This window comes from Nostoc sp., assembly GCF_036917155.1.
Classification (GTDB): domain Bacteria; phylum Cyanobacteriota; class Cyanobacteriia; order Cyanobacteriales; family Nostocaceae; genus Nostoc.
Genome location: NZ_JBALDZ010000237.1, coordinates 89836 through 102897, shown reverse-complemented (window position 1 = coordinate 102897; position 13062 = coordinate 89836). Strand labels below are relative to the sequence as shown.

Here is a 13062-nt window from a genome sequence, read left to right as displayed (position 1 = left end):
TTGCTTTCCTGACATGGGTACAAATCCCACTTCGCTTTTGCTCTCAATTTTGATTTAATTTTGGCACAAGCTCTATTAAATGGGAATTGGGCGTTAGTAGTGCTGAGTTAGGAGTTAGGAGTTAAAAGTTAAGAGTTAGGAGTTAAGAGTAGAGACGCGAAAAATCTTTGTCTGTACAAGAGTTAGGAGTTTTGTTTATCTCCTTGTCCCCTTGTCTCCCTTGTCTCCCTCATTTCCCCATTCCCCATTCCCCATTCCCCATTCCCCAAATTTAAAAACTGTAGTCGCCAATTATGCGTTAGATAAGTTAAAGATTAAAATAGCTGGAAATTCAGACCCAGCGTACCCTCATTTATCCTCTGGGATAGACTGGGCAATAAGTTCAGCGAATTTTCTCCCAAGCAGGCAGTTTATGTGAGGATTAAATCACCGCCCTAAGCGTGACCATTTATCTTGACAATTTGCAAAAGTTACCTCAATTTGACTGTTTGGCTTAGTAGCTCTTCTTTTTATTGAAATTTCCATGTCAACTCTCGTCATCGTCGAATCTCCAACCAAAGCTCGTACCATTCGCAACTACCTGCCAGCAGGCTATCGGGTGGAGGCGTCTATGGGTCATGTGCGTGACCTACCCCAGTCGGCTAGTGAAATTCCTGCTGCCGTCAAGGGGGAATCATGGGCGCAGCTAGGGGTAAATGTGGACGCCGACTTTGAACCGGTATATGTTGTCCCGAAAGACAAAAAGAAAATTGTTACCCAGCTGAAAGATGCCCTCAAGGATGTAGATGAACTGATTCTGGCAACGGACGAAGACCGGGAAGGTGAAAGCATTAGTTGGCATTTATACCAACTGCTGAAGCCGAAGGTTCCCACTAAGCGGATGGTGTTTCACGAAATTACCCAAGAGGCGATCAAAAAAGCTCTGAAAAACTGCCGCAATATTGATGAGCAGTTGGTTCGCGCCCAAGAAACCCGGCGGATTTTAGATCGACTTGTCGGCTATACTCTGTCTCCCCTGTTATGGAAAAAAATCGCCTGGGGATTATCTGCTGGGCGAGTGCAATCTGTAGCTGTGAGACTTTTAGTCACTAGGGAACGCCAACGCCGCGCTTTCCATGAGGGTACGTACTGGGATTTGAAAGCCAGTTTGTCAAAGGAAAAAACCCCTTTTGGTGCCCAGTTGGTAACACTGGGAGGAACCAAAATCGCTAATGGTAGCGATTTTGACGCTGCAACTGGAGAAATTACCGCAGGTCGCAATGTCTTGTTGCTCAACGAAGAACAAGCGGTAGCCCTCAAGGAACGCCTAACTGGGAAAACCTGGAATGTTAACGACATCGAAGAACGCCCAGTGACGCGCAAACCGTCGCCACCGTTCACAACTTCGACGTTGCAACAAGAATCTAACCGGAAACTGCGCCTCTCAGCCCGTGACACAATGCGAGTTGCCCAGAATTTGTACGAGCAAGGGTATATTACCTATATGCGGACAGATTCGGTGCATTTGTCAGATCAAGCGATCGCAGCTGCTCGGAGTTGTGTAGAAAAGCTCTACGGTCAACAATACCTTAGTCCCCAACCCCGGCAATACACCACCAAATCCAAAGGCGCACAAGAGGCACACGAAGCAATTCGTCCAGCAGGTAGTACCTTTCGTACACCCCAAGAGACTGCTTTGGGTGGTCGGGAACTTGCCATTTACGATTTGATTTGGAAGCGGACTGTTGCCTGTCAAATGGCTGATTCTCGCCAAACTCAAATTACCGTACAATTACAAGTCGAGGATGCTGGATTCCGTTCTTCTGGCAAACGGATTGAATTTCCAGGATACCTACGTGCCTACGTCGAAGGCTCAGACGACCCAGAAGCAGCACTGGAAGACCAAGAAGTAATCTTGCCGAATCTGAAAGTGGGGGATCATCCAAATTGTACAGAGCTAGAAGCCGTTGGGCACGAAACCCAACCGCCAGCTAGATACACCGAAGCTTCTTTGGTGAAAACCTTAGAAAGTGAAGGTATCGGTCGTCCCAGTACTTACGCCAGCATCATTGGCACTATCATCGATAAGGGTTATGCCCATTTGGTGACTAACGCCCTCATTCCCACCTTCACTGCTTTCGCCGTCACCGACTTGCTGGAAAAACATTTTCCAGACATCGTTGATCCCAGTTTTACCTCGAAGATGGAGCAAACCCTTGATGACATTGCCACAGGTGAAGCGAAATGGCTGCCCTACTTGCAGCAATTCTATCTAGGAGAGAAAGGGCTGGAAACCCTAGTTAGAGAACAGGAAAGTCAAATTGATGCCACCAAAGCTAGGACTGTAGAACTGGAGAATCTAGATGCCAAAGTCCGCATTGGAAAATATGGCCCCTACATCGAAGTCGTCAATGGTGAGGGGGTGATCACCGCCTCAATTCCCAAAGACCTGACACCAGCTGACCTCGACCCCAAACAGGTAGAAGTACTGTTGCGGCAAAAAATTACTGGCCCTGACCAGGTAGGTCGGCATCCCGAAACTGGCGAACCGATTTATGTGAAAATTGGTGCTTACGGGCCCTACGTCCAATTGGGTGATAAAACCGACGAAAACCCCAAACCGAAACAAGCCTCCTTACTCAAAGGTGTCACCCCAGAAACCGTTACCCTGGAAATGGCTGTTGGTCTGTTGGCACTACCTCGAACATTAGGAGTTCATCCCGTGACTGGGGGCAAAATCCAAGCAAGTTTGGGACGCTTTGGCCCCTATGTGGTTCATGACCAAGGTAAAGAAGGGAAAGATTACCGCTCCCTGAAAGCTGCTGATAATGTATTGGCAATTAGCCTAGAACGTGCATTGGAATTGTTATCCGAACCCAAAAAGGGACGCAGTTCCACCAACAGCAAGTCCAAGGCAGCCTTACGCGAATTGGGTACGCATCCAGAAGACGGGGAAACAATCAATATCTACGATGGCCCTTATGGCCCTTACATCAAGCATGGCAAAACTAATGTCAGTATCCCAGAAGGTCAAACGGTAGAAGATATAACTTTGACGGCGGCGTTGAACTTGCTGGCAGCTAAGGCATCGACTGGGAAATCGACTCGCAAAACGAGTAAATCAACGAGTTCCAAATCTAAGTCAACTGCTAAGTCATCAACGACAGCTGCGAAGAAAAAGGCCACCGAAGGCTAGTACCGCAAGGCGGAATTCAAAATGACGCTCATTCGCTCTTAGCGTCTCCCCGAATCACATTGGGAGAGGCTAACGCCAAGGGAGAAGACAAAGGCTTAGCTGCGCTAACGCAATCGACGGGAACCGCCAAGACTGCGACCCCCTCACCGCTTTGCGTCTACGTTAAAAATTTGACTTTGATAACAGAGTTTTAGCCTTAACCCAAGCGTATTGAGCGTTAGCGAGGGAGGAGCGTCTTTTAGATTTTAGATTTATTTCGCCTGCAAGGAGCGGGGGATAAACCCCAAAATTCTTTTAATCTAAAATCTAAAATTCGTAGTCAAGAGTCTCAAGTCCAATCCTGAACTCTTGACCCTTGATATCCATCCTTGATAGGATACAGTTCGATAGGTTGCAAGTGTGATAGTCTAAAAGGTAAGGGAAAACACAACGCCAAATTTTAGAAGTGGCTTATGTCCCAAATGCGGGATTGTGTATCAGCCCGATTGGAAGCCAGAGGTGCGAAAATATGCCATTTTCTGCGTACCTGTTAATCAAAAATTGAGGTAGTATCTCAGGAGCGGTCTGTTCATGGACTATATAGAAAAGGTGCTGGAAAAGCTTAAGGAATTAGCTCGTAGGCTAATTGAGAGCCTGTTAGGGCCAGAGGCTGAACCGGAACCGGAACTGATTCCGATTCCTGTGAACGATCGCTCACGGCGTCGCCACTAACCCCAAAGTGCTGAACTCGACTTTGCAATCCTTAAGCATTCTGGCACTGCATGGGCCAAACTTAAATTTGCTAGGACAGCGAGAACCAGGAATTTATGGTTCTTTGACGCTAGCTGAAATTAACCGCCTGTTAGAAGAAGAAGCATTCAAGTTACAGGCGAAAGTTTTTTCTGTGCAGTCAAATCATGAAGGAATTTTGGTAGATGCTATTCATGGCGCATTAGGAGAGCATCAGGGAATTCTGATTAATGCAGGTGCATACACCCACACAAGTGTCGCCTTGCGAGATGCGATCGCTGCTGTTAACTTACCCACAGTAGAAGTACATCTGAGTAACATTTACCGTCGGGAAGATTTTCGCCATCATTCGTACATCGCCCCAGTTGCGATCGGACAAATAAGTGGTTTTGGCGTTCAAAGTTACCTGTTGGGCTTACAAGCTTTGGTAAATCATTTAAGAGTTAGGAGTTAGGAGTTAGGAATTCGTCGTTGGTAGTAAAGTTAGGAATTAGCAATCTTTCATTAACTCCTCACTCATCACTCCTAACTCCTAACTACATAATTTATGCGTTACTCTCCTATAAGTCGGTTTAAAGGTACTTTACTCGGAGCGTTTCTGGGAGGAAGTTTGGCTTCTGGTGGGGAAATCCAATTTCAGAGTTACCTAGATTTGGGCAAAATGGCGGTTCTTGGTACTCAGAGTTTGATTGCATTGGGTAGATTAGATTTAGATGATTGGATAAGGCGTCAGCAAGAAGAATCGCTTCATTTAGCAACAACTGATGACATATCGGTAAAAATAATTATTGCCACACTACCAGTAGCACTCTTTTTTCACGAAAATCCAATTAAGCTAAGGCAAAACTTGCTACGTGTGCTAAACATCTGGGAAGATGACCCAGTAGTAAGAGATGGAACACTCGCAGTTGCTTATGCGATCGCTCTTGCCCTAACTGAAAAACTCGACCCCCTAACCCTGATCCCACAAACAATTGCTTTTATCGGAGAAACACCGACATCAATACCAAAAAAATTATTAAGAGTCCAGAATTTATTAGAACAAGGGGTTGGATTGTCAAGGGCGCAAGCTGAGTTTGCGAAGGAAGAAAAACTCAGTAACACTATTGCAATGGCATTTTACTGCTTTTTGAGTACCTTGGAAGACTTTCGCCTTGCAGCTTTGCAGGCAACTTACAATGATAATTCTCAAGTGCAAGATGCTACGCCTCTAAGCTCAAAGGCTACAGGTGCCATTACTGGTGCTTTATCAGGCGCATATAACGGTATTGGTGGAATTCCTGTAAATTGGCAAGTCTTGCTCTTGCAGAGTAATTCTCCAGTATGGGGATTAACTAGTTTTTCCCAAATGTTAGAATTGACTGATGCATTTGTGGCAGTGTGGTCGGGAGTGTATGATCTTACCTTAAATCCAAGGGAGTTAGCAGAGGAGGGATGTGAGGCGGCTCTGCTTTCAGTTTACGCAGCTCCTCGGGTTATTCGATTGCGTTAATCTCAATTAACCAGATAAGGGGTTAAATTCCTGTTAAAGGTAGGCAAACTGATGCCACAGTGTATTAGTCTCATATACTAGAATTTTTCCGCAAACCTTCGGGCTGATTCTGTGGCTAACTATTGTGGCAAATCGGCAGTAAAAAAGCCCCGCCACCGTAGTTGCAGTAGCCGCAGATTAAGAAGTAAAAAGTAAAAAGATAATCCCCATAAATGAATTGAGGGAATTTGATAAAGACTATTATTTCTCGCGGCACTTTCCACGACGCTCGTGACGCTCGATAACTCGCTAACGCTGCGCTATCGCTCTTAGCGTCTCCCCGAATCACATTGGGAGAGGCTAACGCCAAGGGAGAAGACAAAGGCTTAGCTGCGCTATCGAAATAAATGTTTTTATTTCGTTCCATAAATAAATTTAGGCGGCTCACAACCATTTTTCTTTTTCTTTATGAGTGCCTTTTAACTTTTTACTTTTGCCTTGTTCGGTAAACTTTCCTGATGATTGTCTTTTTTTGAGCCATCAAAGTTGGCAATTGCAGGCAGAGATAATGAAAATGCAGCAATTTTTGCAGTTCTTGAACCAGCAATTGACTCACTGGCGGCGACAGTATACAGCACTACGCCGTAAGGGAAAGTTAATGAGAAGTCCCAAAGGTAAAACCCATAGAAGGGAACTTCTCAGGACTATGCTCAAGAATATACTCCTGTTTTTATCAAAAACCAATCACAAAAGCGAGCGCCGAAAACAAGAAAGAGCGCTAAAACCAAAGGCAAAATCGGTCAAAACTCAGAGCAGTATTTATGCAGTCGGTTTAAATTGGGCATATCAACAGCGTTACTCGGTAATTTTGGCGATCGCGATAGTATCTCTAACAGGCGTTATTGGAAATAAATTATACAATCAGACGCAACTCCAAGTCGGAAATCCCGCGCCCCAGACAATTACAGCCCCTTACACAGCTAATATCGAAAATCAGAAAAAAACAGAAGCCAAGCGCAAAGCCGTCAGTAAAAACTCCTTACAGGTGTTGATGCTTGATGCGCGAATGAATGAAGAAATTAATAAAAATTTGCAACAAATCTTAGATGATGGCAACGAAATTCGCGCCGTTGCTGGAGCTTTTCCTTTTTTTGATTCCGTAGTTTTATCCATTTCTACCCAGCGTTATCTCCGCTCTTGTCCTGAATCGGAATGGCAAGCACTGCTATTAGCTGTCGAAAATAGTAAAAATCAGCAGAAAAAACCAAAAGGACAAACCACTACCTCATTCCGTCCATCATCTATAGCTGCAACCAATCAGGAACGCCAAGAGCGCACAACACCCAAATCTGATTCACAGAGTCCAAAAAAGACAGAGCCAGTTGATTTTTCTCAAAATACTGACTTTACTCAAGCTGTAGCAGAACTAGAATCTTACCGCCTCATAACTTCTGAGAAAAACTTATCCTTACTGATTGCCCTAATTTCCCAAGCACGCCAAAGATACACCCAAGCCACTGCCAAACTTTTACAGTTAGAGACTGTTAACCCAGAATTAGTATACGAAGAATCCCTCCTTTTAGATTTGTTAGATGTGGAGTGGGAAAAAACCCAAACGGGAATTCATCAAATTACAGAGCGGATTCTTGCCCAAGGCATCCCACAAGGACTGCCAAAAAATATCTTACAAGATGCGGTGAGTTTACAATTGCAGACCTTTGTACCAGAAGACGCCGAAACTTTGGCAAAAAACGTGTTGTTAGCTGTACTCAAGCCGAATCTGCAAAATGATGAAGAACAAACAAGAGAAAACGCTCAAAAGGCTGCTGCTAGTGTACCACCTGTGATGGAGAAGGTACGCTCTGGTGAGGTGATTGTCAAAAAAGGAGCGCAGATTACTGCATGGAACTTTGAGGTGCTAGAGCATTATCACCTGATTCGTCGGGAGATAAAATGGCAGGAATTGCTGAAGTTAGGAGGCGTGATTGCGATCGCCATTGGCATTTTTGTCTGGGTAGAACGGCATATCGATTACGAATTGCGACAACGCGATCGCTTGTTAGTGTTACTGCTAACTCTGAGTGTACCAGGAGCGATCGCGATCGGATTGCCTTACACCACCTGGAGTGCCCTTGGTTTGTTGTTGGGAAGCTTCTACGGCTCTACTTTGGCGCTGACAGTTGTCGGACTGTTGTTGCCGATCTTAGGCATTAGTTTGGAGATGAGCAAGGCTGCCCTTTTAGCTGGTGTTGGGGGAGGAATCTTAGGTAGTTACATTGCTCAACGATTGCGATCGCGTGAAGAATTGGCTTTATTAGGTGTGGCGATCGCTTTAACTCAAGGCGGTATTTATCTGGTTGTTAAAATCTTAATTGGTCAAGCATTTGGTTCTACCTGGTATATCGTCCTCCAAGAAGCCGGATTGTTTGCTTTATCCGGCTTAGGCTGGAGTATTGTCGCTTTGGGCTTGAGTCCTTATCTAGAAAAAGTTTTTGATTTAGTTACCCCAATCCGCCTAGCAGAGTTAGCGAACCCTAACCGCCCTTTATTAAAACGACTCGCTACTGAAACTCCCGGAACTTTTCAACATACGCTGCTTGTGGCTACCCTTGCGGAAGCTGCTGCGAAAGAACTAGGATGCAATGTTGAATTGGTTAGGGCTGGGACATTATATCACGATATTGGGAAAATGCACGACCCCCTTGGCTTTATTGAAAATCAAATGGGGGGGCCGAATAAACATGATACTGAAATTAAAGACCCTTGGAAGAGTGCAGAAATTATAAAAAAGCATGTAACTGAAGGTTTGGTAATGGCGCGTAAACATCTTTTGCCGACAGCGATTCAAGCTTTTATTCCAGAGCATCAGGGAACGATGCTGATTGCCTATTTTCATCACCAAGCCCAGCAAATGGCTCAGGAAGATCCGAGTTTAATAGTAGACGACGCAGATTTTCGCTATGATGGGCCGATTCCACAATCACGGGAAACAGGAATTGTGATGTTAGCAGATTCTTGTGAAGCCGCGCTGCGATCGCTGCAAGTATCGGCTAAATCTCCGGGAAAGAAGCCATTACTTAAAGATGTCTCCACCGAACAAGCTTTAACAATGTTAAATAACATCCTGCGTGCCAAATGGCAAGACAATCAACTCGTAGATTCAGGACTAACACGGGAAGAAATGTCACAAATTGCCGAAATATTTGTGGAAGTTTGGCAGCAATTTCATCACAAACGTATTGCTTATCCCAAGTTGAAGGCTAGCGGTGCTGCGTTTAATTCGTAATGCGGATATAGGAATCCGATTTGATTCTTCAACTGACTTGTGTAGGAGGGGAACAGGGAACAGAAGCGAATAGATGTGTACTCAATACGCTTCGGTTAAGGTTTTTTAATGAAGATTTTAGATTGCTAAAGATGCGATAAATCGCGTCTGATTATTGTAGAGACGGCGATTCATCGCGTCTCTTGCCTTAACCGAACAGTATTGGATGTGTACTGAGTTTTTTCACGCAATCAAATACGATCCCTATATAGGAACTGTGATTTTTCTTTGTAGTTAGTTACAAAAAAACTGCTTGTCAATTACAAGCAGTTTTCTAGTTATTGCGCTTAAAGGGTAACTTTTTATTGGCGCCAAAGCGCAAAATTTTTAGAAATTAAACAAGTCTCAAATCCGGATAATTTGCCAACACATCATCAGATGTCAGAGTATCATTTTCAGCTTGGGGAGTCCAAAGAACTTCAATTGCCAGAAGCTTGTCGCTAGGGATACTACCAATTTGCCGCAAAGCTTGACGCAAATCGTCAGCACTGTTAATCGCTGTGGGGATTTCAAACTTACCTAGTGTCGCTGCTAGCAAGGTGACGATAATATATTCACCAGGCCCTTCAGTAAATAGGCGGGTGGGATTATCGAGTTCACCAGTTGGAGGTAAAGCATCTTTGGCAAGGGCTGCTTTTAGCTGGTTGTTGACATTAGAAAGAGTTTCTTCGCTAAATTTGCTGCGTTCTGCCAGTGACAGCCGATTAAACTGACTTTCAGCTGAATTTAAACTAGCTTGTTGAGTACCACCACCTGCATACACAAAGTATTCGGGATGGCGGAGTAAAGCTAGGCTGGCTTCTTGTAGAATTTCTGCTCTACCCTCTGGGGTGTTAGTATCAGCAGTTTCAGCAATGTGGTTGAGTTCATTTTGCAATTCACGGGCTTGAGCTAACAAACCTACTTGCAAACGAGTTACCGAAACAGGAGAGTTACTGCTGTAATCTGCTTCTGGTGTTTCACCGCTAGAGACGCGGCGAAAAGTTTGCAATAAGAAATTAGCGATCGCCAAGAAAATTAAGATGGTAAATATACCACCAAATCCTCCGCCAAAACCCCAGAGGGGAAGTAAGAAGGGAAAGCCAAAGCCACCACCAAAACCACCACCAGGATAGTAGCCGCCCCCACCAGGAGGTGCATAAGTGCGTGGTGTATAGGTGCGGCTAGAAGGCATTCTAAAGGAGCCGCCACCGATGCGACCACCACTGCGGGCTGCTAATGCTCCGTCAGCGTGACCAAGAGCCAAAGCTAACACCAGGGTTAGGGCTAAGAAGGTTTTTAACAACGGTTTGATGGTTTGTTGTAGTTTTTTACGCATAAGACAATCGCTTGAAAAACGGAATTATTATTTCTGATTTCTCCCTATATTTGGGAGCAGTGTCGCGGTATGTCGCTAACGCCAGCCCGTAACAAGCAAGAGAGTTTGTCGCATTTACGTAGCATTCTCTTTTAGAAGCTACATATTCAATCTACCGCGTCTTATCTTGGAGAAACAGCGATCGCAGGGGGGATTTCTCGACTGGGGAACCGTACCTAAAGAAGATATGTTCATCATCACAGAAATTTGCGATGTCTACGATGGGCTACGTCTACGGGCAATTGTTTGCTATGTCTTGGACTAGCACTTTTATGACTACAGTCTTGGATTATACAGACGATTGTAATTTTTAGTAATTATTTTTAGTAATTATTTTAATATTCTGTTGGCGATAATAAGGCGTTGAGCCACTGCTGAGTGGGAAGATTCATTATTCAGAACTCAGGACTCCTGAACCTACTTGTTTTGTTACCAGGTGGGATGGTATTTTTAAATTATGAATACCATTTACTACATCTATGTCCTTGATACTTACGTATATAAAGCAGGCTCACAAGTGTCTGTGATGCCCATCAGTCAATTAAGCTAGACACCAGATAGCTATGAAGTACTTATTCAACTTTTTGGCATTTTGGCACAACAGCTTAGAGGATTTAGGATATTATCTTGAACGTAGCTAAATTTCGTAATTTTCGCAACAGTTGTTTACTGAGCAATTTGGCTACAAGTGCTAGCTTTTATTTATTGTTCATCATGTACAGAAAATCTCACTACTTGAGAATTGGGCAATAAAAATAAAATCAACACAATAAAAAAATAATCTTCCTGGTTAATCTTTGAATATAGGCTACAAATTTGTCTACAAATTCGTTTTAAAAGAAATAAAATAATAATTATGGCTTTGAGAATAATCCTAATTGTAAATAAATTAAAAATTATTTGAAATTATAGTCATTAACTTTCTTATGGAACATATTTCTCAACTAACAGCCGAAATCAGAGACAAAGCTGCATACCCAGATATCCTAGTCATAAGCCGGATCTTCCTGCCGAAAGAAGCTGTAATTGGGGAATATATTTATAATCGCTGTCTCCAAGATCCAGAAAGAGTTATTGTGCTGGCGGCTAGTTGCTCAGGAGATCGAGTCTTTGATCGAGGTCAACAGTTTCCTGTGTATCGCTGGTATTATCCTACATACTGGCGTAGTAGCTGTATGGAAAGTTTACTGAAGCCTTTGGTCAATATTGTCTGCTCATTTGTTCTAGCAATTAAACTCTATTTTCGCTATCACTATCGTTATATAGAGTGGGGCCACGGCTATGATTTTCCTTCACTGTTGCTATTGAGCTATTTGTTACCTATTCGCTTTTTTATCTATCTGCACGGCAACGATTTTCTTTGTACTTTACACAATCCCGTGCTGCGATCGCTATTTAAATTAACACTCAAACGCGCCGAAGGCATTGTTTGCAACAGTTCTTATACAAGAGACTACCTCAGAACTGCTTTCCGATTAGATACTCCTACCCACGTTATTAACCCAGTAATCAGACCAGAAAAATTTGGTAATAATGTAGCGAGTCCCAGTAGCCTTGATGATTTACGTGTTCGCGTGCGTCAGACGTACAACATTCCCGCAACAGCAATAGTTATTCTCTCCATTGGCAGACTCATAAAACCAAAAGGTTTCGACCGAATAATTGAGAATATTCCACTATTGCTAACTTTTGGGTTTGATGTCCATTATATAGTCTGCGGTCAAGGGCCAAGTGAATCGGCATTGAAATCTCTGGCGCATCGTTTGCGGGTAGATAAACGCGTACACTTTGCCGGATATCAGCCAGAGCGAGAATTAGCCGGTTATTATGCAGCTTGCGACATATTTGCCATGCTGACTTTATCGGAGGCTAAACCTAATAATATGGAAGGTTTTGGTATGGTTTATTTAGAAGCAAGTTACTTCGGTAAGCCCATAATTGCCTCTCGTTTAGGCGGTGTTCTAGATACAGTTCAGCATGAAGAGAACGGGATACTGGTTAATCCCAATTCTGGCTATGAGGTTTTTCAAGCTTTTAATCAGTTGTGCAAAGACCAGCAACTACGTGAACAACTAGGCCGCAAAGGTAAAGAATTAGCCACCCGTAGAACCCTTCATCGATCGCTTTACAAGTCCGAGGGAAGAAACACGATTTTGTGATATAAATGCAAATTGAGCGATGGACTGGGGACTGGGGACTGGGGATTGGGGATTGGAGACTGGGGATTGGGGACTGGGGACTGGGGATTGGGGATTGGGGACTGGGGATTGGGGATTGGAGATTGGAGATTGGGGATTGGGGATTGGAGACTGGGGATTGGGGATTGGGGACTGGGGATTGGGGACTGGGGATTGGGGATTGATTGGGGGGAGAATAATAACTCAGCAGTGGCTCAACGCCCCGCTATCTATGTACAGCACTCAGCACTTTCAAGCTAGTCAGACAGAATAAAACCCAAACTATGTTAATAAAGATGAACAAGGCTAAAACCCTCTTCCCTCCTGCCTCCTGCCTCCTACCTCCTGCCTTATCTCAACTACAAATATTTACGCCCACCTACTTATTGCCACCAAAAATAGAATTTGGTTGGTTTATTGTTAAATAAGTATGCTAGCTGAGGTAAAAAAGATTGATGAATCCTCAACCAGAAGAAGACTTACAGCGTCGCCTCAATAAACTAGAGGCAGAGATTAATTCGCCACCTGGGGTAGTTCCCCAACCACAAGAACAAACGCCTCAGTCTATTTTTGCCAACTTGAACTTACAACTAGAGCGGTTTCAGATTTGGTTTAACAACTTATCTGGGACGAAAAAGCTTGTAGTTTCAGGTGTGACGGTACTAGTAGGCTTGGCGATGCTACAAGCAGTGTTTAAATTAGTTGCATCTGTAATCACTCTGGCACTTTTGGCAGTGTTAGTGTATGTTGGATACAAATTTTTTGTGTCCGGTAGCTTTCAACGTAAGCAATAAAACGTTCCAGAGTTATGAGAGTCAGGAGCCAGAA

9 protein-coding genes are annotated in these 13062 nt (G+C 43.9%); 8 read left to right on the top strand and 1 reads right to left on the bottom strand.

Annotated elements, in window-relative coordinates:
* Window positions 1-523: 523 nt before the first annotated feature.
* The 5 genes from topA (at window position 524) to V7K67_RS31860 (ending at window position 8661) form a co-directional block, all read left to right on the top strand.
* On the top strand, window positions 524-3175 hold the full coding sequence (gene topA / locus V7K67_RS31880; protein WP_334729803.1) for a type I DNA topoisomerase: 2652 nt from the start codon (window positions 524-526) through the stop codon (window positions 3173-3175).
* A 570-nt stretch (window positions 3176-3745) separates the two neighbouring features.
* Window positions 3746-3886, top strand: a complete 141-nt coding sequence (locus tag V7K67_RS31875) for a hypothetical protein (RefSeq protein ID WP_012410890.1) — start codon at window positions 3746-3748, stop codon at window positions 3884-3886.
* A 7-nt stretch (window positions 3887-3893) separates the two neighbouring features.
* Complete coding sequence (gene aroQ, locus V7K67_RS31870) at window positions 3894-4358, top strand: type II 3-dehydroquinate dehydratase (RefSeq protein WP_334729802.1); 465 nt, start codon at window positions 3894-3896, stop codon at window positions 4356-4358.
* 93 nt (window positions 4359-4451) lie between these two features.
* Window positions 4452-5396: an ADP-ribosylglycohydrolase family protein gene (locus V7K67_RS31865; RefSeq protein ID WP_334729801.1), complete on the top strand. Its 945-nt coding sequence runs from the start codon at window positions 4452-4454 to the stop codon at window positions 5394-5396.
* A 547-nt stretch (window positions 5397-5943) separates the two neighbouring features.
* The gene (locus V7K67_RS31860; RefSeq protein ID WP_334729800.1) at window positions 5944-8661 is read left to right on the top strand and encodes an HD family phosphohydrolase; all 2718 of its coding nucleotides are present in this window, start codon (window positions 5944-5946) and stop codon (window positions 8659-8661) included.
* A 373-nt stretch (window positions 8662-9034) separates the two neighbouring features.
* On the opposite strand, the gene V7K67_RS31855 is transcribed toward V7K67_RS31860, so the two are convergent.
* On the bottom strand, window positions 9035-10018 hold the full coding sequence (locus V7K67_RS31855; protein WP_334707000.1) for a DUF1517 domain-containing protein: 984 nt from the start codon (window positions 10016-10018) through the stop codon (window positions 9035-9037).
* A 965-nt stretch (window positions 10019-10983) separates the two neighbouring features.
* Here V7K67_RS31855 and V7K67_RS31850 point away from each other — a divergent pair.
* From V7K67_RS31850 to V7K67_RS31840, 3 genes are all read left to right on the top strand, one after another.
* On the top strand, window positions 10984-12216 hold the full coding sequence (locus V7K67_RS31850) for a glycosyltransferase family 4 protein (RefSeq protein ID WP_334729799.1): 1233 nt from the start codon (window positions 10984-10986) through the stop codon (window positions 12214-12216).
* A 19-nt stretch (window positions 12217-12235) separates the two neighbouring features.
* Entirely contained in the window at window positions 12236-12508 is a 273-nt protein-coding gene (locus V7K67_RS31845; protein ID WP_335169995.1) for a hypothetical protein, read from the top strand.
* Between the two features lie 181 nt (window positions 12509-12689).
* Complete coding sequence (locus V7K67_RS31840; RefSeq protein WP_179064288.1) at window positions 12690-13028, top strand: hypothetical protein; 339 nt, start codon at window positions 12690-12692, stop codon at window positions 13026-13028.
* Window positions 13029-13062: the final 34 nt, after the last annotated feature.